This is a genomic window from Paenibacillus germinis (assembly GCF_013141785.1).
Taxonomy (GTDB): domain Bacteria; phylum Bacillota; class Bacilli; order Paenibacillales; family NBRC-103111; genus Paenibacillus_E; species Paenibacillus_E phytorum.
Map to the genome: position 1 here is coordinate 55167 of NZ_WHOC01000082.1, position 22783 is coordinate 77949.

General features: G+C 41.6%; 23 protein-coding genes and 1 pseudogene. 18 read left to right on the forward strand and 6 right to left on the reverse strand.

Annotated elements, in window-relative coordinates:
- Positions 1 to 9: 9 nt before the first annotated feature.
- The 4 genes from GC102_RS17030 (at position 10) to GC102_RS40600 (ending at position 3717) form a co-directional block, all read left to right on the forward strand.
- Positions 10 to 483 carry a hypothetical protein gene (locus tag GC102_RS17030; RefSeq protein ID WP_171690609.1) on the forward strand — a complete coding sequence of 158 codons (474 nt, stop codon included), beginning with the start codon at positions 10 to 12 and terminating at the stop codon, positions 481 to 483.
- 659 nt (positions 484 to 1142) lie between these two features.
- A complete protein-coding gene (hisA, locus tag GC102_RS17035) occupies positions 1143 to 1904 on the forward strand; it encodes a phosphoribosylformimino-5-aminoimidazole carboxamide ribotide isomerase (RefSeq protein WP_171690610.1) in 762 nt (253 codons plus the stop codon).
- Positions 1905 to 2059: 155 nt separating this feature from the next.
- Positions 2060 to 3430, forward strand: coding sequence for a PDZ domain-containing protein (locus GC102_RS17040; protein WP_171690611.1), 1371 nt, complete (start codon positions 2060 to 2062; stop codon positions 3428 to 3430).
- 128 nt (positions 3431 to 3558) lie between these two features.
- Positions 3559 to 3717, forward strand: a complete 159-nt coding sequence (locus tag GC102_RS40600; protein WP_171690612.1) for an aspartyl-phosphate phosphatase Spo0E family protein — start codon at positions 3559 to 3561, stop codon at positions 3715 to 3717.
- Here the strand turns inward: GC102_RS40600 and GC102_RS17050 are convergent.
- The 3 genes from GC102_RS17050 to GC102_RS17060 all read right to left on the reverse strand — a co-directional run bounded on the left by GC102_RS17050 (position 3714) and on the right by GC102_RS17060 (position 6143).
- A complete protein-coding gene (locus tag GC102_RS17050) occupies positions 3714 to 4604 on the reverse strand; it encodes an alpha/beta fold hydrolase (protein ID WP_246320963.1) in 891 nt (296 codons plus the stop codon). The genes GC102_RS40600 and GC102_RS17050 overlap by 4 nt on opposite strands.
- Positions 4605 to 4695: 91 nt before the next feature.
- The gene (locus tag GC102_RS17055; RefSeq protein ID WP_216625394.1) at positions 4696 to 5394 is read right to left on the reverse strand and encodes a YwrJ family protein; all 699 of its coding nucleotides are present in this window, start codon (positions 5392 to 5394) and stop codon (positions 4696 to 4698) included.
- 167 nt (positions 5395 to 5561) lie between these two features.
- A complete protein-coding gene (locus GC102_RS17060) occupies positions 5562 to 6143 on the reverse strand; it encodes a DUF2642 domain-containing protein (RefSeq protein WP_171690613.1) in 582 nt (193 codons plus the stop codon).
- A gap of 288 nt (positions 6144 to 6431) precedes the next feature.
- On the opposite strand from GC102_RS17060, the gene GC102_RS17065 reads away from it, so the two are divergent.
- From GC102_RS17065 to GC102_RS17095, 7 genes and pseudogenes are all read left to right on the forward strand, one after another.
- Entirely contained in the window at positions 6432 to 6899 is a 468-nt protein-coding gene (locus GC102_RS17065) for a hypothetical protein (RefSeq protein WP_171690614.1), read from the forward strand.
- Between the two features lie 66 nt (positions 6900 to 6965).
- The gene (locus tag GC102_RS17070; protein ID WP_171690615.1) at positions 6966 to 8018 is read left to right on the forward strand and encodes a CotH kinase family protein; all 1053 of its coding nucleotides are present in this window, start codon (positions 6966 to 6968) and stop codon (positions 8016 to 8018) included.
- A gap of 186 nt (positions 8019 to 8204) precedes the next feature.
- Positions 8205 to 8366, forward strand: a complete 162-nt coding sequence (locus GC102_RS17075; RefSeq protein ID WP_171690616.1) for a hypothetical protein — start codon at positions 8205 to 8207, stop codon at positions 8364 to 8366.
- Between the two features lie 57 nt (positions 8367 to 8423).
- On the forward strand, positions 8424 to 9770 hold the full coding sequence (locus tag GC102_RS17080; protein ID WP_171690617.1) for an arsenic transporter: 1347 nt from the start codon (positions 8424 to 8426) through the stop codon (positions 9768 to 9770).
- 30 nt (positions 9771 to 9800) lie between these two features.
- Positions 9801 to 10472, forward strand: coding sequence for a YwrJ family protein (locus GC102_RS17085; protein ID WP_171690618.1), 672 nt, complete (start codon positions 9801 to 9803; stop codon positions 10470 to 10472).
- Between the two features lie 136 nt (positions 10473 to 10608).
- Entirely contained in the window at positions 10609 to 12159 is a 1551-nt protein-coding gene (locus GC102_RS17090) for an SAM-dependent methyltransferase (RefSeq protein ID WP_171690619.1), read from the forward strand.
- 319 nt (positions 12160 to 12478) lie between these two features.
- Positions 12479 to 12865 (forward strand): annotated as a pseudogene (locus tag GC102_RS17095) (peptidase G2 autoproteolytic cleavage domain-containing protein); the annotation flags it as partial.
- A 24-nt stretch (positions 12866 to 12889) separates the two neighbouring features.
- Here GC102_RS17095 and GC102_RS17100 read toward each other — a convergent pair.
- Complete coding sequence (locus tag GC102_RS17100) at positions 12890 to 13528, reverse strand: TerC family protein (RefSeq protein ID WP_171690621.1); 639 nt, start codon at positions 13526 to 13528, stop codon at positions 12890 to 12892.
- 151 nt (positions 13529 to 13679) lie between these two features.
- A complete protein-coding gene (locus tag GC102_RS17105; RefSeq protein WP_246320964.1) occupies positions 13680 to 14393 on the reverse strand; it encodes a C40 family peptidase in 714 nt (237 codons plus the stop codon).
- 367 nt (positions 14394 to 14760) lie between these two features.
- Between GC102_RS17105 and GC102_RS17110 the strand changes: the two genes are divergently transcribed.
- From GC102_RS17110 to GC102_RS17140, 7 genes are all read left to right on the forward strand, one after another.
- On the forward strand, positions 14761 to 15282 hold the full coding sequence (locus GC102_RS17110) for a hypothetical protein (RefSeq protein ID WP_171690622.1): 522 nt from the start codon (positions 14761 to 14763) through the stop codon (positions 15280 to 15282).
- Positions 15283 to 15393: 111 nt separating this feature from the next.
- Positions 15394 to 16299, forward strand: coding sequence for an S-layer homology domain-containing protein (locus GC102_RS17115; protein WP_171690623.1), 906 nt, complete (start codon positions 15394 to 15396; stop codon positions 16297 to 16299).
- Between the two features lie 192 nt (positions 16300 to 16491).
- Positions 16492 to 17538, forward strand: coding sequence for a LacI family DNA-binding transcriptional regulator (locus GC102_RS17120; protein ID WP_171690624.1), 1047 nt, complete (start codon positions 16492 to 16494; stop codon positions 17536 to 17538).
- 141 nt (positions 17539 to 17679) lie between these two features.
- Positions 17680 to 18993: an ABC transporter substrate-binding protein gene (locus GC102_RS17125; RefSeq protein ID WP_171690625.1), complete on the forward strand. Its 1314-nt coding sequence runs from the start codon at positions 17680 to 17682 to the stop codon at positions 18991 to 18993.
- Between the two features lie 81 nt (positions 18994 to 19074).
- A complete protein-coding gene (locus GC102_RS17130; RefSeq protein ID WP_171645468.1) occupies positions 19075 to 19959 on the forward strand; it encodes a carbohydrate ABC transporter permease in 885 nt (294 codons plus the stop codon).
- Positions 19960 to 19972: 13 nt separating this feature from the next.
- Positions 19973 to 20812 carry a carbohydrate ABC transporter permease gene (locus GC102_RS17135; RefSeq protein WP_171690626.1) on the forward strand — a complete coding sequence of 280 codons (840 nt, stop codon included), beginning with the start codon at positions 19973 to 19975 and terminating at the stop codon, positions 20810 to 20812.
- 27 nt (positions 20813 to 20839) lie between these two features.
- Complete coding sequence (locus tag GC102_RS17140) at positions 20840 to 22102, forward strand: Gfo/Idh/MocA family protein (RefSeq protein WP_171690627.1); 1263 nt, start codon at positions 20840 to 20842, stop codon at positions 22100 to 22102.
- Between the two features lie 57 nt (positions 22103 to 22159).
- Here GC102_RS17140 and GC102_RS17145 read toward each other — a convergent pair whose 3' ends face one another.
- Positions 22160 to 22720 (reverse strand): helix-turn-helix domain-containing protein, encoded by a 561-nt coding sequence (locus tag GC102_RS17145; RefSeq protein ID WP_171690628.1) that lies wholly within the window; start codon positions 22718 to 22720, stop codon positions 22160 to 22162.
- Positions 22721 to 22783: the final 63 nt, after the last annotated feature.

Below are 22783 nucleotides of genomic sequence, written 5' to 3' on the forward strand. Positions count from 1 at the left end.
GAGGCTTGTATGCTTAGTTTAGAAGAAAAATTAGCTATCGTGGAATCTTTTCCCGAGTTAGAGCGGAAAAATGTATCACTTGGACGGATCAATTTTCATTATGAAGATAGTGCTTATGATAAGAAGACCGTTGTTTATCACCTGCACCCAAACGGAAATGGATTTGTGTACGCTGAATATATCAAAGGATATGCGACGGACAACAAAGGGTTAATCAATATCCGCGATTTCAGCGAGGAAGAGCTGCGCGACATTATCGAGAAGTCGATTCATTCTTTAACGGGTAAGACATCCAAGAAGCTTCCAAAGATGGATACAGAACAACAAGAAGAGCACTGGATTGATGAAGACGGCCATCTCTTGGTCGTTACTTTCGTTGAAGATTTATGGTATATCTATGCAGGCAGCAATCTAGACTCCGCTTTTGAAACCTATGAAGAGGTCCAAGAGTATCTGGAAGAAGAAGGATTCACTAAAAAGTAAATCTTATAGATATAAATCAAGAAAACCTCATCTACGGATGGGGTTTTCTTTCATGAGGAATGCTGTCAAATAGGAAGCTGCTGCTAAAAGTGTTCCGAAAACAAGGTAGATCATCGGATGACAGTAGAAAGGAAGTTCTTCACAAGCTAAATTATATCCGCTCTGTAGTATCAAGTTATGACCGAGTGATGGAAGAGTTTCAAAAATTCCGAGTATATAGATGAAAACAACTTTTTCCATGAATAAAATGAAAAGTAGGGAGAACGAGGCAAAGATTTTGCCCGTGTAAGGCTGATTCCGAACCCAGTACCCTATTGAAAAATAAGGTACTATGGAAAAGAGAAGGCCATAATATAAGCCTGACTTCGTGATAGATCTGTCATAAGGAACACTTGAAAAAATAGGGTAGGATAGGGCTGCTAACGCAAAAGTTAACCCGTATAAGCTAATAAACAAGACAATTAGTTTGAAGGAGTGCGGGAGAAAATTCTTGTAGGTTCTATCGTTTAGGTTCATTTGATCAGCTCCAAGCGGAATTGGAAGTATTAACCATATAACGATAACATGGCAGTGACTTGTGAGCAACATTAGAGGGCTATTTGTGCTATAATTGATAGAAAATTGATCTTGCAGCAATTGATTCTCGTGGGGGTATTTTCGTGAAATTTAGACCTTGTATCGATTTACACAACGGTAAAGTTAAACAAATCGTAGGTGAGACATTAAGTACGGAAGGTAAGGAAATCATTGAAAATTTTGTTTCCTCTTATGACTCAACCTATTATGCCGCGATGTTCAAAAGGGATCATTTACTTGGAGGACATGTCATCATGCTCGGTGACGGGAATAAGGATGAAGCTGTGAACGCGCTACGTGAGTATCCCGGCGGTTTGCAAATTGGCGGTGGTATTCATGCGGAGAATGCTAGCTATTATCTTGAGCAAGGTGCCTCACACGTCGTTGTGACCTCCTATATTTTCCGCGACGGGCAGCTGAATATGGACAATTTGAAACAAATCGTAGCTGAGGTGGGAAAAAACAATTTGGTCATAGATCTCAGCTGCAAAGAGAAGGATGGCAAATGGTTCGTAGCTACCAACCAGTGGAAGCAATTGAGTAACTTTGAATTGAATAAAGAAAATATTCGGTTTCTAGAACAATATTGTGATGAGTTTTTGATCCACGCTGTTGATGTAGAGGGCAAACAAAGCGGGATTCAGCAAAGCCTGGTCAGTACGTTGGCAGATTGGGTTGTAATTCCTACTACCTACGCAGGAGGGGCAAGATCTTTCGCGGATATTGAGCTATTCAAAGAGTTGTCCAGCGGAAAGCTTGATATTACCATTGGGAGTGCCTTAGATATTTTCGGAGGTAAGCTCTCTTATGATGAAGTTGTGAAATATATGAACGAGTTAACTTAGTTAAAATCAGCAGATACCTTATGATTAGGGTGTCTGCTATTTTTTATTAGATGATCAACTCCAATTGTTGTTCTTAGGATTAAACGTTATTATTAAAGCTGGGTGTTAATGAATGGATACATTTACGATTCGGTGAAATAGGGGATGTTTGAGGGATGACACGCTGGCAAAGACTTTACTACTTGGGTATGGTTTTGGCTCTGATATTAGCTATAACAGGGGAATTAATTTGGCTGCCAGATCCCTTGCGATTTGGGATAAGGATTTATTGGATAGATGCGATTGATCTACTGATCTATGTGCTTGCCTTGATTCCTATTATTTGGATGGCTGGCGCACTATGGCATATGTTCTCGCAAGGAAATGCCTGGGGTCGTGTTCGAAGTGTCGCGGTAATCATTGCTTCCTTGGTGAGTGTAATCATCCTGCTCACAATTCCGAAAGAGATTGAAATTTCGGTGAGTACTTTTCTAATAACTTGGTTACTAGTGTTTATAGATTTATTTTTCCATGAACGGATGCGTCGCAAGATACCTGTTCAGAGTATAACTTTGTTTATATCCACTTTATTACTAATGCTTGTGATGTTCTGGCCGACGAATTCCATGGTCACTTACCCAGGATTGACCTTAAATATGAATCGCTACGCACAGGCAAATGAGGGAAAAGCTCATGGAGATATTTCGGGTGTGCTCGTCTTTGAGCGGCCAGCATTCCCGATCGATTGGCTATATGCGAAGCTTTTTGCTAAGTATACCTTTGAACCGAAGAACCTTGGCATGTCTTTGGGAGAGTACAATCAAGAAGTACGTACAATGAAGGCGGATGCGAACGCCGCGGGAAGTGCTATTGCTTTTCAGAAAGTAGGTAAAGGCAAGGGAATCACCTCACACGGTGTTCGTATCACGGCTATTCTGAAAGATAGTCCTGGCACTGGCATCTTGCAGCTAAGCGATGTGATCAAGGAAGTAAATGATTATAGCGTTACAACGGTTCAAGAGCTGACAGCCCGCATGAAATTGACCAAGCCCGGGGATCAGGTGAAGGTGTTGGTGCTGCGCGGCGGACAGCAAGTTAGTCTTTCGGTTAAGACTCGAGTAAATCCGGACGACCCAAGTCGTGCTGCCTTCGGCATTCAAGTGGCGAATGAGATGCAATATGATATTCCAGAGCCGGTGAAATATCATAACTATTTACTGCATGAGGGGGGACCCTCGCATGGGGCGGTATTGGCACTAACATTGATTGATCAGCTTACACCTTGTGGTGTTACTTATGGCAATCGTATTGCAGGTACGGGTACCATGGAGCCTGATGGTTCGATCGGTCCTGTTGGAGGGTTAGAGCAGAAAGCCTATAGTGTCAGCAGAACGGATGCCGATGTATTCTTTGTTCCATCTCTAAATGAGTCAGAAGCAAGACGAGGAGCACCCGAACTGCTTATTGTACCGGTGCATACGATTGACGATATGTTGAACTGGTTGCGTTCAAATCCCAAACAAAAAGGTCAGCCTACTTGTACTTAGACAAAAAAAGCGTATGTTGTCTCTTCGACAACTGCGCTTTCGTGGTCTGCTTTGTAAAACTTATATTTTCTTAACAATATTTGTATAAAATATATAAATAATAGACTATTCATTGGAGGTTATGCACAATGGACTCGTTAATTGAAATAGAAAAGAAAATAGAAGCTAAAAGAGATGAGATTAACCATGCGGGAAACATGTACGAGCTGCGCTCCGAGTTCATATTGCGATTATCTGGTGAGTTGGACGAATTATTAAATACTTATCAACTACTTATAGCTTGTTAGTCTCTAGACGCTTCATAAATCTTTCGTGCAATTAGTTTAGGCTCGAATTGAGCTGTTGACATATGGTCACCATGTGCTTGAATAAATCGATATAAACCCAATCGGCTTGACATATGCGGATGCCAGCCATAATCTGGACTGCCAAGTGGTATAGCAGTGTCTTCCATCAGATGGACATAGCTTTTGGGTACTTGCAAGCTGTAAAATTTCTTCAAGTCAAACTTTTCAAATAAGGGCCCGGCAGGTTCAGGTGTGACTTTTTTATAGAGCTGTTGAGCTTGCGCATAACTTGCTAGATTGGCAAAGGATTCTCTGAAAAGAGGAAACGGAAGCAATACTGTATTATCCTTTGAGCTTTCTACGAGCTGCTTGAACATGGCTTTCATAGAGGGAGGAAACTCATCGGCAAGCGATCCACCATCTTTAAGTACAAATGCGTTCATGAATACGAGTCTTTTCAGACGATCGGGAATATGTTCTGCTACTTTTTGAACTAAACTGCCACCAAAGCTATGTCCAACCAAAATAATATTCTTTAAATTGTGAGATGTTACGTAATCGGCGATGGATTTTGTCATCATCGCATGTGTAGCAGCCTTGTTAGGGTCAGCACCATGTCCTGGGAATTCAGGAACATAGACGGTATGGCCTTTTTTGCGTAATTCAGCAGCAATCCCCGACCAAAAGCTTGCATCTGCCCACGAGCCATGTACCAGAACAAAAGTGAGAGGCTGATCTCTTTCACGGAACTCATGTTCTAAATCCTGAGCCCAAGGAGCCTGAGCGATGTAAGGCCATACGGGATGGGGAACTGGGGGTTGGTTAGGATGTTGAAATGTCCAAGATTGGAGTGGTTGCGGCAGGTTCTCATAATTATAGGTCATCATGGTCTTCCTCTCGAAGTTTATGTCTTAGTGTATGCCCAGAAGGCCCATTTGCCACAACAAAGCAAAATGACGTCCAAACTGGACGTCAACGTTAGAAAATGCGTCCTCCCCAATTGTCGCCTTTGCGAACAGAAGGTAAATGAATCGTTTTCACATGCTCACTATGCAATATCGATTTCCCGGTAGCTGTATGAAGCTCGAGAAATGGATGGTCCGCTGTATGAAGAACCCCAATTTTGCTGGGATTTTCTCCAAGATCCAGGACTACAAACTGGCTTTCCAGCTTTTTCAACTGTTGATCAAACGTCCGTGAAAACGTAACTTGAGAAGGTTGGACGAGAAAATGCTCCATTTTCATCGAGTAAGGTGTCGTATTAGGATGGTAAGGGATCACATATTTAACGTGCTTCATCGAAATGAAAATCGTATGAAACACAGGGGAGTGGAAGGCAAAATAATCATTCATGATATGGGTCAAGTAACCATGTATGCTTTGATTGCCTGTGATATATATTTCAACGAACATTCCTTTAGCGCTCATCAACATCTTTCGATAAGAGATTGAGGCAGACTGAAGATCAAAAGGATATTCCGTAGGTGGGTCAATGGATGATGAGCTTGCATAGGTATCGAGCTTTAAATATTGTAAATGGATAATTGGAATATAGTAAAAGTGAAATTCATTGAAGATCACGATAAGATCACTGCCAACTTCAAGCAGAACTCCCTTTAAGGGTTGTTGGATCCCCGATAACGATAGCTCTACTTGCTTATCAATTAGATTAGTCATAGTTTCCACAGTTTGCACCTCCTTTCAATCTAGTAGAATTGCTTTATCCTTAATGAAATAGTACATAAATAACCCCAAATGGCGCGCTGAATGCCGTAGCAATCAGCGCGCCTGCGACGAGATTGGGGTTATAGGATATGGGTATCATGTTGCAAGTTCTACTAAATTTAACGAGAGCGGTATTTTTGTAACATAAGTTTAATCGCAACGATTTGTGCAGCGGTTGCTTTGTTGCTTTTGTTGCTTTTATTGTTTTTATTGGAGCTATTGGATTTGTTGCCATTGCTTTTATTTTTGTTAAGGGCATTAATACTTTTAACATGGAAGATTGGAATACGGACGATTTCATTATTTACCACAATCAGTATGATGTTATCCCCGGAATGTACGAGAAGACCTTCAACTTTCTCAGGGCCACCACGGTTGATTTGAACATTCGTGTATCTCAATTGACCCAAGAGACCTTCAAAGGTATACGCATGTTCAAAACGTTGATGAGTTCTGTTACTTCTGTTACTTCTGTTGCTTTTGTTGCTTTTGTTGCTTTTGTTACCCCTGCTAGCATTGCTGTTCGTACTACTAATGCTTTTGATATGCTGTAATTGAATGTATACAATTGTTCCATCATTCATACGGATTACTAAGTAATCATGATGGACAGAAAGTAATCTACCAACGATAGAGTCAGGACCTCCACGATTGATTTTAACTTCAGTACCGATTAATGAACCTAAATAGTTTAAACTCATTTTGTCATTTCCCCTCTCAGGAATGTGGTTTAGTTTGGATATAAGCAGCGGATACTAGTTTGTGTTCACCTCCTGTACCAATGTCATTGCTGCTCATTTGTAATATAAGTATATGTATCCGTTATAGATGAGGTACTAGATTAGAATCTATTTTTGCAATAATTCCACCAAGAGAACGAACCTACTATTAATTAATTTTTCTATATCAACCAATATCACTATCCAATTCGAATCTCCTATCATAGACTGCACTATAAACTATAAGGAGGTTTTAAAAGATGGAGGTTATTGTATCTAACAAATGTAATTGCGACAAATCAAGAGGCAACAAAAGCGATAAAACAAGAGGCAACAAAAGTGACAAAACAAGAGGCAACAAAAGTGACAAAACAAGAGGCAACAAAAGTGACAAAACAAGAGGCAATAAAAGCGACAAAACAAGAGGCAACAAAAGCGACAAAACAAGAGGCACCAATACTGAACAAACAAATGCCCAAAAGAATGGAAAAACAAGAGGCACCAAAACTGAACAAACAAATGCACGAAAGAATGAAAAAACAAGAGGCACCAAAACTGAACAAACAAATGCCCAAAAAAATGATAAAACAAGAGGCAACAAATCTGGTGGAAACAAAACAAGAGGCAATAAAACAGGTGGAAACAAATCTGGTGGAAACAAAACAAGAGGCAACAAGTCTCGTGGAAACAAAACAAGAGGTAACAAGAGCCGTGGCAATCGTTCATAATCACGAATAAATTAATCTAGAATGAAAGTCTATCTACTATAGATAGGCTTTTTATTATGTAAAAAGGCGGTGTGCCATGATACCGACTCGACATATCGTAATCCAGGATCAGCAGCTTAGAAAATTGAACGAAGATGTTTGGAGTAAGCAATTCGTAAACGGTGTACTTATTAGTAATGGGAAAAGTGTTCCTCTTAAGGTCCGTTATCGGGGGGGCCACACGCGAGAGTATATGAAGAAATCGTATGAAATTGTGTACGGAGGTAAGACTTACCATCTGAATGCGGAGTATGACGATCCTTCAATGATACGAAATGCGCTCTCATTTCGATTTTTTCAACGAATTGGTGTACCTAGTCCACAAACGAAGCATTTTGAATTGAAGCTAAATGGAGAGAGTCTGGGAGTTTATTTAGAATTAGAAGCCGTTGATAAAAACTTCTTCAGGAAAAGGAAGATTAGTGCGCAATCCCTATTCTATGCTGTGGATGATGATGCCAATTTTGAACTGTTTCACCCTGAAACAAAAAGGAATAAGAAGTCGTTGTTTGAAGGGTACGAGCAAATCATGGGCTTAAGCACCGAAAGAAAAGAACTGAGCGCATTCATTTCTAAGATTAATAAACTGTCTGGGAAGCCATTAGCTCAATACTTGCAAACCCATTTGGATATTGATAATTATTTGCGATGGTTAGCAGGAGCTGTTTTCACCGGAAACTTTGATGGATTTGATCAAAATTATGCGATCTATCGTCATAAGCCTACCAAATTATACCGTATCATACCCTGGGATTACGAAGGCACTTGGGGGAGAAATTGCTATGGGAAAGCATGCGGCAGTGATTTGGTACGAATTAAGGGCTACAATGCTTTAACCGAAAAACTGATGAGTTTCAAGAGTGTTAGGCGGCGTTATAAACAAATTCTTGCCTCCATTCTTCGTACATCGTTTACAAGGAAACAGATATCCCCGATGATAGCACATTTACATGGTACGATAGCCCCTTATATGCTGAATGATTATAATCGTAAGTGGCCTTATACGGAATTTAGAGGTGAGCCTGAATTTATTATGAACTACATTAAGGAAAGGCGGGAAATTATTAAGCAAGAAATGGAAAAGCTTTAGCTAACCAAATGCTCCATAGCATTTGGTTTTTTTGTTATTCCATTTCCTCTTTTACTAGACAAGAGTGGAATATTTGAAAGATGGGGGTAACCGTTTATAGCAAGATGAGCGCAGGTCCCGTATACATACAGTATCAGTATCTACTAATGATAGATGGTGGTAGATGGTAGAAGGGAGGGAATGACAATGGTCGTCATGTTTATCATTATCTTTGCAGGGATTCTACTTTTCTTTCTACTTAAACCGCCTTTACAGCCCGAGACCGATATAGAAGTCGTTTATGAAAATGTATCTTCCGTAGATTTGAGTATTACTGAAATTGCCTACATCAAGAGAATAGACGCATGACACATAAGATTCAGAATGACAGTAAGATGACTTTTTCTAAAAGCGGGGTGAAAATTAATGATTGGTTCAGCAACGGTAACCCTTACGATAGCTGCATTTGTGATGACTGTTATCCTAATTCTTTGGCGTCCTAAAGATATGAACGAAGCGATCCCTGCAACGGGAGGTGCTATCCTTGTCCTTCTAAGCGGAAGTGTTTCTTTCGCTGATTTGCTTCAAATTACAAATACCATCAGTGACGCCGCTATCACGATTATGGCTACTATCGTCATGGCGATTGTATTAGAAAGCTTTGGTTTCTTCCAATGGGCGGCAGAAGGATTAATGGCAAGAGCCAAAGGATCGGGGATCCGTCTATTCTGGTATGTTAATCTACTTTGTTTTTTAATGACGCTATTTTTCAACAATGATGGCAGTATTATGATAACAACGCCCATATTACTCATTGTTCTAGAGAAACTAGGGTTAAAAAATCACCAGAAAATACCTTACTTACTTTCCGGTGCGCTAATCGCTACGGCTTCTAGCGCTCCTATAGGAGTTAGTAATATTGTTAATCTTATTGCGCTCAAAATTGTCGGAATGGACTTATATATGCACACATTAATGATGTTTATACCCTCTACGTTGGGGTTAATTGTATTCTTGTTACTATTATTCCTCTGTTTCTATCGCATTCTTCCAAAGAAATTACCAATAAACGCGATAGGACCAAGAAAACATCCCTTAAACAACGTTAAACTTCCAAATACGCTGCCTGCCATTAAAGATCGAACAAAATTCATGAGAAATATATTACTGTTCGTATTCATGGTTCGGGTAAGTCTATTTATTGCCTCCTATTACGGTATACCTGTTAGTATCGTAGCCGTGCTAGGTTCAACTGTTCTACTTGCATGGCGCTGGTTTTATCTCAAAATATCGCCAGTCGATATGATAAAGAAGACACCATGGCATATCCTCGTGTTTGCTTTTGGGATGTACGTTATCATATTTGGATTAAATAATATTGGCCTAACTCATATGCTTGTTAGTACCTTTAAACCATTAGTTTCAGGCGACTTATTAAATGGGAGCTTGCTAATGGGAGCATTAGTCACAATTTTATCTACGTTAGTAAACAATCACCCTGCATTAATGATTGGAACATTAACGTTAACCGGTATGGAGTTAGACCCACTAACTTTAAAAGTAACCTACTTAGCCAGTGTAGTTGGTAGTGATCTAGGGGCTTTACTGCTGCCTATCGGAACGCTAGCTTCGCTAATTTGGCTTCATATCCTTAAACAGCATAAAGTGAAAATAAGTTGGAAGGATTACTGTAAAGTCACGTTTATAACAATACCCCCTGCATTAATATTCACATTGATATGTCTCGCCTTTTGGGTTTACTGGATTTTTTAAAATAAAAAATAGATAAGGAGGTTATCAACCATGATGTTTTTCAATTCGTATATTGGTAAGATGGTACAGATTGAGTTGATTGGGGATGGGGATAAAATTGGCTACCTAATCGATGTAGGACCAGATATCATCGTCATTTACATGGAAAAGAAGTATTTATATCTTCCTATTGCTCATATTAGGAATATCACACTAAACTTAGACAAATCGATCACGGACTCTCCACCTGACCTCACTTTGCAAACTGGACAAATCACCTACCACCAAATCTTAAGCAGTGCGGTCGATCGATTCGTAGAAATTTATATCTCCAATAATCAGACAATACACGGTTATGTGAGACATATTTCTCAAGACTACTTGGTGTTTCATTCGCCCCTTTATCAGATTATGTACATTCCTTTGTTTCATCTAAAATGGATTAGTCCATATCAAAACAATCAGACTCCCTATTCACAAGTACAAAGTCAATTAACACCTAGTTCACCTGATCCATCTTTTGCTCTGCTCCCGAATACTTTTGAACAATTGCTTAAAGAATTGGAAGGACAAATCGTCTGTTTAGACTCAGGTTTACACGCGAACAAAATTGGCTTGCTGCAGAAGCTGGACCTTCCATTTGCGGAACTAATCACGGCCGATGAGAAAAAGCTTCATTACAACATTCAACATATCAAGAATTGCATTCTCTTTAATAAATGAAAACAATTTTCTTAACAAGGTAGAAAGGTAGTTAACCTGAAATAGGGAACTGTCTTTCTATTTTTGATTAGGAGGCACTTTGTGGTAAGATGGGAGTTGTTTTTTCATAAAAATGGAGTAAAGTAGGTTCAAGCCGATGACACATAGGGATCAGAAGATTTATCGTTTCAGTGAAGCACCCATATGGGAGCTTCAGCGAACTTATTATGAAGAACAGGGAATTGGTGCATGGCAAAGTGAGGATGTTCCACAATACATAACTAGTAACCCAAGTATTGCGGTTGCCTATGCCGAGATCGTATTTGGGTTTCTTCAAGATAGAGCGAGGCTTGGATACACGTTAGAGCCGGTCACGATACTGGAGCTTGGAGCGGGTTCGGGCAGGTTAGCCTATCATATCGTAAAGGAACTATGTGAGCTGAGGGATTATTCAGGGATAGTACTCCCTCCATTTCGATATGTGATGAGTGATCTGGCGTTCAAAAATATCGCCTTTTGGCAGCAGCACCGCAGCTTACTTCCCTTTGTGGAACAAGGGGTTCTGGACTTTGCACAATTTGATGCTGTGCAGGGTACCGAACTTCATTTGACGCAATCTGGTGATCGAATTAGAATGGGTGACTTGCAGCAGCCTCTGCTGGTCATTGCGAATTACTTTTTTGATAGTATTCCGCAAGAGCTTATCTATGTAGACGAAAACAAAATTTATGAATGCATGGTTTCTTTGCACTTCCCAGAAGGTGATGCCGAAAGCAGTGCTGCAGATATGCTTAAGAACGTCACTCCCGAGTATCATTATCGAAGAGCGGATGAATATGAACAGGAATCGTACCCTTATCGAGAGGTTGTAGGGTTGTATTCGCAGAAGCTGGAGGATTCCCATATCCTCTTTCCGGCCGTTGGTCTGCAATGTTTGGAACGACTTGGTCTGCTCTCGCAAGAGGGATTTCTCCTGCTCACTGCGGATAAAGGTGACCATCGAATTGAGAACTGGGAATATAACGAACCTCCCAAGTTGATTCATCATGGAAGTTTTTCCCTGACAGCCAATTATCATGCCATTGGGTATGTCTTTGAGCAAAAGGGTGCCATGAGCTTATTCACGTCACATCCCTATAACCATTTGAACATAGGGTGTATGCTTATGGTGTCAAATCCGCACAGTTATGGTCTTACACGCTTAGCTTATAGACGGTTTGTTGAGCGTTTTGGTCCAGATGATTTTTTCAGTATCAAAGAATGGTTTGATTCGCATTTGGATCTCATGGAAATTAACCAGCTCTTAGCTTTTTGGCGTTTGGGTGGGTATGATGCGCAATTGTTCCTCCAAAGCGCGAAGCGCCTCTCGAATCTGATTCCCACGTGTGATGAAGAAGAGTTATCGGACATTCGACAAGGGATACTTCTGATGTGGGATGGGTATTATCCGATGGAGTTAAACCGTGACTTAGCTCTGGACTGTGCTATGTTATTGTATCAAATGGATATGTTTAAGGATGCTTTGCTATTCTTCGAACGGACCAACAATGAGTACAGGAATGACGCCTCGGTGCTTTATGAGATGGCTATTTGCTATTACGAGGTCGGTGAAGATGCTGCAGCTAGGGATTTTGCTCGTAATACCTTAGAATTAGCACCAGAACACGAAGGTGCTTTAGCGCTTATGACGCTGTTTCCATCATTGTGATTTTGTAAAGAATATATAATAAAAGTGGTGAGTTTCTTGGAGGAGCAGCGGCTGAGAGCCAAAGAATTATTCGATAGCCAAATATTATCAGGACTCTCGAATTCTTGACAATGTGACTGCCTTTGCTTCGCGTCATATTATGGGAGCCGATAGATTCTAGAAGATGTTATTTCAAAACCATTAATCATTGACCCAAGACATGAGCTGAATCAATATAACTTAAAAGACAAGGAATCTCTTAACAGCAGGGCTAAAAAAAGCTTGGACGAGATTAGAAATGTTCGGGATTGACCTATAATTTAATACAAGTGCGAAGCCAGCTTTTCTCTCGAATAGCGGGGAAATGCGCTGGAATCAGAAGTATCTGACGGATGAGTGGGGAAGAACACTATACCAAGAAGTGACAGTTCCGGCATTGATAGATGCTCAAGGGGAAATCGTCATACCCGAACGAAATGAGCGACAACCTATGTTGAATCCGGAATGGAACTCTACACAAGTCTATATTCCTAGGGCAGAGAGAAAAGAATGGGTAGCCGTAGGGATGCTCGGTAAACTTCTAGTACGAGATGATGGTACCTGCCAAGCAGGGTGGCTTTGCGGACCAAACGATAGTGGCATGGCTACCGCCTCTGGAACAGGATTTTATGTGCTAAAAAGAACAAGTCTAAATCAGATTTTGGTACTGATGGGGAAATCCTTTTAAGACACTTGTAAGATGAAAGGGATGTCAATACGTCTTCCTCCAAAGATTGAACCAACCCACACTGCAGATCACGCACATGGCGGTGATAGCCATTAAATCGAACCATTCCTCTTGCAGCAAGTGCAGGATGTCTGGTTCTTTTTTTAGCTGAAGGACAGCTAACTGGGCTAATAAGCCGGCGATGGCAACTTCAATCCAGGGCATTTTTGTAATAAATTCTTCCATTTTTGAGGAAAATAAAAAGATGAGACATAAAGCCGGCAATACGCCCATTGCGATGAATAATAAGTTATCTGATAGCCTAGCTGTCAGCAAAATACTATCAATGCTCATAATTAAATCTAAGGTTGCAATACTGCTGAAGATGAATAGATAGGTTAAATGACTTCTCATCATTTTCTTAGGCATGACCATCCGAATGGCGAAGAAGAACATAATGAGGGCCGTTGCAACATTGATGTAGGGCACATCTGACATCGATTGTACACATGCAATATATAGAATACGAAACAAGCAGAGGAGCATAAACAGATAAAATTTGATCTTACCGCTGAGATTATATTTATGAAGAGACAGCTGGATCATAATCGCGTTATCGATATTCGTGAATAAATTGTACATGAAAATAATGAACCAATCCTGCATATATGGTTGTCCTCTCATGTAAAACTCTTGCCTGTCCGTCGGAAGCTAAGATCATTATATGTGTCTACTACCCAAATAAACCAAATACTTCAAAAGGAGATGAAACGATGAAGAACCCTCCTTTTAGAAAAAGGAAGGGTTCTTATTTAAGTTATAGAGCTCTAATGGATTAGATTCTGCGGCCTGTGATGTAATGGCTTGTCCAATATGAGCTATTGAGGTCGCCGACGACTACACCTTTGTTCGGTAAATTGTTAATGAATTGTCCATTCCCTATGTAGATGCCCACATGGTTAATTTGGCCTGGTGTACTTACACTGAAAAATACCAAATCACCCGGTTGGAGCTGATTGCGTGGAATGTATGATCCCAACTTGGCTTGAGCCTTAGATCCCCAAGGAATTTGAACGCCATTTAGTTGAAATACATATTGCGTGAAGGAAGAACAATCTAAACGCAAACGCTGTTGATCTCTCGAACCAAATACATATTTGACCCTGCCTTTAAATGAGTTAGCTGTGTTGATAATTTTATTCGCTAAACTGCCGCCAGTAGCGGGATTAGAGGGCGCAGGGGCAGGAGCAGGCTTATTTTCATGTACGGTTACATAAGCGCGTGAAACATAGCCCTGTTTTCCATTGTAATCGACTAAAACCCAGTAGTCATTGGCAGCTTCAACAGGCAATACAGTGCCTTGTTTAATAAATCCCCAAACGGGAGCGTTCGTACTCTGATCGGCACGGAAGTTAACACCCTTATTCACGGTTGCAGTTGCTACAGGGGCAGCGAGAGCATTTGTGGAAAAGCCACTAAACATGGAGAGCGCTAAGCCTAAAGATAATATTGTCTTTTTTCCAAGGTAGTTCTTATTCTTTTTTTGCATGAATTAACTTCCTCCTTTTGGTATAAAAGCTGAGGTGAATCTCGCATCTACACTCACTTTATCATAGTTGAAAACCCCTAAAATTTACCGAATAGAGCCGAAAGCCATAACGCTCCTAGCCTAATTCGCCATTATTAGAATTTCGTTAGAATTTGATGAGTAATAATTCCTTGACAGGTAAATTTATCACTTCTTAACATTGAAAGCACTTTCGGCCCAATTAGTCATTGTAGGAGACAGCAAGACGTAGAGGTTTGACGCGGCAGTTTGGTGTAGGACCTGAGGATTTCATGTGATGATGGATAAAAGGAAACCAATTAGTTTTCACGAATTTATTTAAAACTACATTAGAAATGAGAAATCACAAATGAATATTAAAGACCTACATGGAATAGCCGAAAAGCTCAATCAAAGTCAAATTCAATATTCCCTTGGCGGGAGCGGTTTACTGTTTTATTTGGGGCTCATCGATAAAGTTAACGATTGGGATATTGTTGTGGAATGCCCAAAGGAAAAACTGATTGAGGTTTTAGACGATTTACCATGGACGGAACTTAAAAGTGGGGACTACCCATATGCAAGTGAGTTTCGCATCCATGTTCCCTCTTTACATATTGATTTTATTGGCTCCTTCGCATTGCAAAACACCAAAGGAACAGTGGATTTTCCCATTAAAAACGCTGCAATATGGCATGGTGTCCATGTCAGTCACCCTGAAATATGGTGTGTTGCCTATCTAATGATGGGTAGGAAGTATAAAGCAGATCTCTTATTAAACTATCTTAAAGGCAATCGTATAAATAAACAGCTGATGTTGAATTTTATTGGTAATGATCGTTTAGATGACCGATTTAAACAAGAATTAATTTCGGTCGTGGAGCGGAAATAACGTCATTTTATATATATTAAAATCATCTGCAACATAATTTGTCTGCTCTACGTTAAGTAAGTAACTCAGAAAAGGGTTATATAAAAACATGCCCAAAGGAGAACAGAGCTGATGAAAAAAATAGCTGCGTTAACGTTAACAACTTTATTGTGCAGTAGTTTGACATTTGGTTCAGCGTTTGCTTTTTCTGATTTAGATGAAGGACAAGCAGATTCCATTCTAGCCTTAAAAGACCGCGGTGTCGTAAGTGGGATCGATCAGGAGCACTTTGTTCCTAAAGGGAAAATTAGCTATGCACAGAGCGTGCAAATGATTGTAAAAGGCTTGGACCTGAACTTAGACTTAATGCGTTTCAAAAAACAGCCGGAAGCAACGGACATGTATTCGAACATTTCCAATGACGCCTGGTATGCGGACGCTTTTATCATTGCTCATTATCACGGATTGCAGATTCCTAAGGATGTGAACCCGAATGCGACGATTACTCGCGAACAATTTGGGGATTTATTAGTTCGTGCTTTAGAAAAGAAAGGCAATTTCCCGCTCGTCAAAATGTTCATCATGATCAAGGATGAGGATCAAATTACGATTGATTATCAAGGCACTTTGCAGAGACTTCTGCTTTATAAAATTACTACCCTTGATAAGGACGGTAAGTTTAATCCTAAAAGTGAGCTCACGCGCGGAGAAGCAGCAAGTTGGCTCTATAACGCTATTCGCGTGATGGAAGCTAACACTCAAAAACCGGCTCCTGCTGAAGAAGTGGCGGTAAAGGTTGAGAAAGTTAATGATGATATTAACAAGGTAACGCTGTCCAGAGGTGATAAACCTAACTCAGGCTACGGTATTGAAGTTAATGCGATTCAGTTTAACGAAGATGGTCAGGCTGTCATTACGTATACTTTGCTCGACCCGAAACCTGACATGATGTATGCACAAGTGATTACCGAAGCGAAAACTGTCACGTATATTTCATCCAAGTTTAAGGTTACAGCTGAACCTGCTCTTTCGAAATAAAACGCTAGCTTGTAAAAAAGTGCTGCAAACCTTTTAAAAAAGGTGTCAGCACTTTTTTGTGATTTAAGGTGTCAAACGTATTGACAACTTATAAAGAGATGAATTATTCTGTAAGTAAGCGCTTGCCCCAAACATCAGGATAACGTTTGGGCAACCATTGGATTAAGGTTTGGATAGAAGGAGCTGTATGAATTGCCTACTCTCAAAGATATTGCAGATTTAGTCGGAGTCTCCATTTCAACAGCCTCACGTGTGGTGAGAAATGATACTAGCAGGCACATCAACCCGGAGACGAAGGCCAAGGTTTGGGAGGCTGTGCGTCAATTGAATTACACACCTAATGAATCGGCGCGTCACCTTGTAAACAAACAAAAGGTAGAGAAAAAGCAGACGAAGCAAATTGGCTGCATCATTCAAACGGCTCGTCTGAACGACGATCACCCTTATTACTCTCCGATCATTACTGCGTTTACCAAGAAAATATTAGAATCCGGTTATTCTTTGGGTTTCATGCATACCTCTGATGAGCTTAAAGACGAAGCGCTTCTGCATCGTTGCTTACATGATATACAAGTTGATGGCATTATTATAGTTGGCGAAGTAGGCCCCGAGATCGTTGACTATTTGCTAAAAGTGGATGAACTAGCACTGATAGGTATTTGTACGAACGGTACGGAAATTACCATGGTTGATTACGATCGTATTCACGCCGCGAAGTCAGCTGTCGATCACCTTATTTCGCAAGGGCATCAATCGATTGGTTTTGTCGGCGGGCCAGGTCATACAAGTGAATTAAACAGCGAAGAGAGATTTCAGGGCTTTAAATTTGCCATGTACGATGCGGGTATTCCATTAAACAAAGAATGGGTGATAGACACCCGGTGGGAAATCGACCGCAGTTACGAGAGTATCATGGAGCGCTTGAAGCGAGCAGATCTGGAACGACCTACGGCGATATTTTCGGCGAGTGACCAATTAGCGATTCCTGCTATGCGAGCTGTCATTGAGAATCAATTGCGCATTCCAGAGGATATTGCTTTCATCTCGATGGATAATATTGATTTTGCCCAATATACAACACCGCCATTATCGTCGGTTCATGTACCAAAAGTCGAAATAGGCACAACAGCAGCTTCAACCTTGTTGGATATGCTGAATGGCGAGCAACCACAGCTTTCCAAAGTGCTTCTTCCACATCGACTTATTGTGAGACAATCTTCTGTATTTACAAGGAACTAATTTTTTTTATTATCTTGGATAACGTTATCCAAAATTTGGTGCCAATTATATTGGACGAATTGAAGGGGGGTGAAATAGGTTTTCGGCGTATGTACGATTGGCATGTTCGATTATAAAAAAATGAAAAAGGGTGATAGCGAAATGGTCAACAATACAAAAAAGGTTGTTCTCGTCACAACGCTCATGTCGGCAATGGTTGTTGTAAGCGCTTGCGGTAATTCTGGTTCATCTAACTCTACATCCACAGCAGCTCCCAAAACCGATAGTAAGGCGACGGCTGCAGCATCTGCTGAAAAAGTAACAATTACTTATGGCGGCTGGAGCATGGACACGATGACTGATGTCATCAAAGCGTTCCAAGCAAGTCACCCGAATATTGAAGTAAAAGCAGAGAATACGCCGTACAAACAATATTTCACCAAATTAGAAACAGCCGCTCAAGGCGGGACAATGCCTGACGTACTGTGGATGAATGGTCCTAATTTCGTCAAGTATGCAGGGAACGGCATGTTAAAGGATTTGACAGAGACGATCAAGACTGATCAATTAGACCTCTCTAAATATCCAACTTCGCTGGTTTCGCTCTATAGTCTGGGCGGCAAAAATTATGGGATTCCTAAAGACTTTGACACGATTGGCTTATGGTACAACAAGAAGCTTTTCGATGATAAAGGAATTCCATATCCGGACGGCACGTGGGATTGGAGCAAGTTAACGGAAGCAGCTAAGAAATTAACGGACCCTGCCAAAGGTATCTATGGCTTCGCGGCTCCAATGATGAATCAGGAGGATTTCTACAACACGATTCTTCAGGCTGGCGGCTATGTCATTTCAGAAGATCATAAGAAATCAGGCTTTGATCAACCGGAAGCGATTGAAGGTTTGAAATTTCTAACGGATCTGATTCAAGTTCATAAAGTATCTCCGACACTAGCTCAAATGACGGAAACGGCTCCTGCCGATATGTTCACATCAGGCAAACTCGCTATGTATTTTGACGGCTCTTGGGCAGCGTTTACTATCAATCAAAATGCCGAGATGAAAAACAATGCTGACGTAGCCGTACTGCCAAAAGGGAAAAAGCAAGGCGTTGTCATTCACGGTCTGGGTAATGTCATATCCGCGAACACCAAACATCCGAAAGAAGCATGGGAATTCGTTAAATTCCTTGGCTCTAAGGAAGCGGCTGAAATTGCTGCGAAGCAAGGCGGAGCGATTCCGGCTTACAAGGGCAGTGAGACTTCTTGGTTAGCAACATTCCCGCAATACAAAGCAAAAGCTTTCATTGACATGGCAGAGTATGCAACGCCATACCCTGTGTCCAAAAATACTTCGGTTTGGAATACTTACGAAACAGAAATTTTGAAAAATGCATGGACGGGAGATAAACCGGTAGCTGATGCGGCCAAAGAGCTCGGAGCTAAGATGAACCAAGCATTAGCAGCAGAAAAATAAGGCTCAGGGGATCCGTTTCGAAAAGCAACGTTCGACAGCGGGTCTCCTTCCCCAATTCCACTCATAGGAGAGTGAGTAAACATGCGATTCAGCTCGAAGCGACTATCCGATTGGAAGTGGGCATATATCATGATTATGCCACTAATGCTTGGCTTGCTGGTGTTTTATATTTGGCCTGTGTTCCAAACCTTTTATTTCTCCTTTACGGAATGGGGGGCTTTTGGCAAATATACCTGGACTGGCTTGGCGAATTACAAGGTACTGTTTACGGATAAAGAGCTGCTTCACGCTATCCGAAATACTAGCATTTATATCGTCCTAGCTGTGCCGATCGGGATCATCCTGGCTATTTTGTTGGCTGTTCTGCTGAACCAGAAGGTCAAAGGGTTGTCCATATACCGCACATTGTATTTTCTTCCGGTCATCACTATGCCGGCCGCGATCGCAATGGTCTGGAAATGGCTGTACAATTCTGATTTCGGTTTGATCAATTACTTACTTGGTTTATTGTCAATTCCTGGTCCTCACTGGTTGACGGATAATCGTACAGCATTATTATCGATTATTATTGTTGCTATATGGTGTTCCATTGGCAGCCACATGATTATATTTCTGTCTGGACTCCAAGGTATCTCAGCTTCCTACTATGAAGCCGCATCCATTGACGGTGCGGGGCCTGTAACCAAATTTATGCGTATTACGATACCTCTCTTGACGCCAACCATATTTTTCGTGCTGGTTACTTCACTGATTGGCGCTTTTCAGGTATTCGACTTCATATATATGATGGTAGGCGATATCGTCATGGAATCAACGCAGTCGATTGTGTTCTTATACTACAAATACGGCTTCTTGAAAAATAACAAGGGCTATGCGTCTTCCATCGCTGTCCTGCTGTTTACCATTATTATGATCATTACGTATATTCAAATGAAAATTCAGAAGAAATGGGTTCACTACGAATGAGGAGGGCGGCTGCATGAACACCAGAATCCATCAACGAAAATCGGTTCAGACCGGGCTAATTCATCTTATTCTTATCCTAGGTGCTATCATCATGGTAACTCCCTTCATCTGGATGTTTCTTACATCGGTGAAAACGTTAGGAGAGTCAACGGCGATACCTCCAGTTCTACTTCCTAAAACGTTTCAATGGAGCAATTACTCAAAGGTATTTGTGAACTTGCCATTTTTCACTTTTTATTGGAATACCTTTATTACAACGGTGGTAAAAGTAATCGGCCAATTAATCATTTGTTCGCTAGCTGCTTATGCTTTTGCCCGAATTAACTTTCCGGGGCGTCATTTCTTTTTCATTCTGATGCTGTCCGTACTTATGGTGCCGGGTCAAGTATTCCTCATTCCGCAGTATATGATTATGAAAGACCTAGGATGGCTCAACTCGCTTACCGCACTCATTGTTCCAGGCTTATTCAGTGCTTTCGGCACATTTCTGCTGCGCCAATTTTTCATGACGCTGCCGCACGAGCTGGAAGAAGCCGCTAAGCTTGATGGCTGTAATCAATTTCGCATTTATTGGCAGATCATGCTGCCTTTAGCCAAATCGGGGATGATCGCTCTCGCCATTTTCACCATGTTGTGGTCGTGGAACGATCTGATGTGGCCGCTTATCGTTAACAGTTCACCGGACAAAATGGTGCTGTCAGCGGGCATTGCGTTCCTCCAAGGAGAGCATAAAACGAATTATACGATTATTATGGCAGGCTCTATGATGGCTATTTTGCCTATGATTATTATCTTCTTTATTTTCCAACGTTCATTTATTCAAGGGATTGCTTTTACAGGCAGCAAGTCCTAACAGACAACATAAGGAGAGAGACCAACTATGCAAAAAGTTACAGCCATTCTGCTGGGAGCCGGCAATCGCGGGGCCCAAGCTTATGCGCCTTACGCGCTTAATTATCCTCACGAACTTGATATTATCGCGGTAGCAGAGCCGGATGAAGCTAGAAGGGCAGCTTTTGCTGCTGCTCATCGAATTTCGCAGGAGCATGCCCATTCGGATTGGGAAGAGCTCTTGGCGCAGCCGAAGCTGGCGGATATCGCCATCATTTGTACGCAGGATCAGATGCATTACGAGCCGACGCTCAAGGCGCTTGAGCTTGGTTATCACGTTCTTCTTGAGAAACCGATGTCGCCAAGTCCTGAGGAATGCGTTGAAATGGAGCGTATGGCTAAAAAGCATAATCGCTTGCTGACGATATGCCATGTACTGCGTTATACCGCGTTCTGGACGGCAATGAAACGTGTCATCGATGAGGGGAAAATCGGACAAATCGTCTCCATTCAACTCAATGAGAATGTCGGCAATATGCATATGGCGCACAGCTTTGTGCGCGGCAATTGGAATAACTCGAACACTTCGAGTCCGATGATCTTGGCCAAATCGTGCCACGATATGGATATTTTATCGTATATCATGGGCGAGCCTTGCGAGCGTGTGAGTTCTTTCGGATCACTTATGCATTTTAATGCGGAGAACGCGCCCGAAGGCGCGCCTGCACGTTGTCTCGACGGCTGTCCGGCGGAAGCCAGCTGCCAATACTATGCGCCCAAATATTATTTGGGCTCCGGAAAGAACTGGGCAGCGAAGTTCACAACAGATACTAGCTTAGAGGGCATACTTGAGGCGCTGCGCACAACGCCATACGGCAAATGCGTGTACCGCAGCGATAACAACGTCGTTGACCATCAGGTAGTGAATATGGAATTTGCCAGCGGAGCTACTGCGATGTTCAGCATGTGCGGGTTTACGCGAGATAATACGCGCATTGTGCAAGTCATGGGAACAAAGGGTGAAATCAGAGGAAACATGGAAGAGCATTCATTCACTGTAACTGATTTTGTGACGAATGAGCAGAATGCGATTCATGTCCATGCATCCGAAGAAGGGCATAGCGGCGGCGATGTGGGCATCGTGCGCAGTTTTCTTCGCGAGGTTCGTGGATATACAGGGGGAGAAAGTGAATCATCCGCGGCTGCTTCTGTGCGTAGCCATCTGATGGCGTTTGCTGCCGAGGAATCGCGTGTGAATGGCGGAAAGCCGATTGAAATCGAGCAATTCTATAAGACATTAGTCAAGGTATAATGAGAAAAAAACGCAAGCGGCCTTGGTATTCGGCAGCTTGCGTTCTTTAATAGAAAGTTAAGAAGGCGGATAGTAAATTAAAGTTTTATAGACGGCTTTAGCGTCAGATGTATTCGTATACGTATGTGGCCGATCTGCTGTGAAGTGAATGGCATCGCCAGCTTTGAGCGTATAGCTTTCCTGGGAGATCGTTAGATCCAGACTTCCTTCTACCATGAGAATGTATTCTTCAACGCCCTCATTATGAGGCTCGGAGGCATGGCTGCAGTCGCGATCCATTTCGACCGTATAAATTTCAAAGCTCTTTTGAGGGTGAAAAGGGAAGAGCGGGAACGCACGATACTGTCCATCTTCCTCTTCAAATGGCGAAAGCCCGGTTGCGCGGACAACCGTAATCTTCGGTTCGGTATCTTCGATTAGACTCGTAAACGAAATTTGTAAGCCGCTCACAATTTTCCAAAGTACAGAAATCGTCGGATTCGAATCTCCTCGTTCAATTTGCCCTAGCATTGCTTTGCTAACCCCTGTCAGATCAGCGACTTGATCTAAGCTTAGTCCTCTTGTTTTGCGAATGTTTAACAGTTTTCGACCCACCATTTTATGTATCGGTTCGTTCATATCAGGTCCCCCAATATTTATTTTCCGTTTTGTCAAATTGCCTATTTACAATATAACATACAT

Excerpts from the sequence above, each read along its gene's own strand:
- GC102_RS17030 (WP_171690609.1), top strand. The coding sequence starts at position 10 with ATGCTTAGTTTAGAAGAAAAATTAGCTATCGTGGAATCTTTTCCCGAG.
- GC102_RS17040 (WP_171690611.1), top strand. The coding sequence starts at position 2,060 with ATGACACGCTGGCAAAGACTTTACTACTTGGGTATGGTTTTGGCTCTG.
- GC102_RS40600 (WP_171690612.1), top strand. The coding sequence starts at position 3,559 with ATGGACTCGTTAATTGAAATAGAAAAGAAAATAGAAGCTAAAAGAGAT.
- GC102_RS17050 (WP_246320963.1), bottom strand. The coding sequence starts at position 4,604 with ATGATGACCTATAATTATGAGAACCTGCCGCAACCACTCCAATCTTGG.
- GC102_RS17055 (WP_216625394.1), bottom strand. The coding sequence starts at position 5,394 with ATGACTAATCTAATTGATAAGCAAGTAGAGCTATCGTTATCGGGGATC.
- GC102_RS17060 (WP_171690613.1), bottom strand. The coding sequence starts at position 6,143 with ATGAGTTTAAACTATTTAGGTTCATTAATCGGTACTGAAGTTAAAATC.
- GC102_RS17070 (WP_171690615.1), top strand. The coding sequence starts at position 6,966 with ATGATACCGACTCGACATATCGTAATCCAGGATCAGCAGCTTAGAAAA.
- GC102_RS17075 (WP_171690616.1), top strand. The coding sequence starts at position 8,205 with ATGGTCGTCATGTTTATCATTATCTTTGCAGGGATTCTACTTTTCTTT.
- GC102_RS17080 (WP_171690617.1), top strand. The coding sequence starts at position 8,424 with ATGATTGGTTCAGCAACGGTAACCCTTACGATAGCTGCATTTGTGATG.
- GC102_RS17085 (WP_171690618.1), top strand. The coding sequence starts at position 9,801 with ATGATGTTTTTCAATTCGTATATTGGTAAGATGGTACAGATTGAGTTG.
- GC102_RS17090 (WP_171690619.1), top strand. The coding sequence starts at position 10,609 with ATGACACATAGGGATCAGAAGATTTATCGTTTCAGTGAAGCACCCATA.
- GC102_RS17100 (WP_171690621.1), bottom strand. The coding sequence starts at position 13,528 with ATGAGAGGACAACCATATATGCAGGATTGGTTCATTATTTTCATGTAC.
- GC102_RS17105 (WP_246320964.1), bottom strand. The coding sequence starts at position 14,393 with ATGCAAAAAAAGAATAAGAACTACCTTGGAAAAAAGACAATATTATCT.
- GC102_RS17110 (WP_171690622.1), top strand. The coding sequence starts at position 14,761 with ATGAATATTAAAGACCTACATGGAATAGCCGAAAAGCTCAATCAAAGT.
- GC102_RS17115 (WP_171690623.1), top strand. The coding sequence starts at position 15,394 with ATGAAAAAAATAGCTGCGTTAACGTTAACAACTTTATTGTGCAGTAGT.
- GC102_RS17125 (WP_171690625.1), top strand. The coding sequence starts at position 17,680 with ATGGTCAACAATACAAAAAAGGTTGTTCTCGTCACAACGCTCATGTCG.
- GC102_RS17130 (WP_171645468.1), top strand. The coding sequence starts at position 19,075 with ATGCGATTCAGCTCGAAGCGACTATCCGATTGGAAGTGGGCATATATC.
- GC102_RS17135 (WP_171690626.1), top strand. The coding sequence starts at position 19,973 with ATGAACACCAGAATCCATCAACGAAAATCGGTTCAGACCGGGCTAATT.
- GC102_RS17140 (WP_171690627.1), top strand. The coding sequence starts at position 20,840 with ATGCAAAAAGTTACAGCCATTCTGCTGGGAGCCGGCAATCGCGGGGCC.
- GC102_RS17145 (WP_171690628.1), bottom strand. The coding sequence starts at position 22,720 with ATGAACGAACCGATACATAAAATGGTGGGTCGAAAACTGTTAAACATT.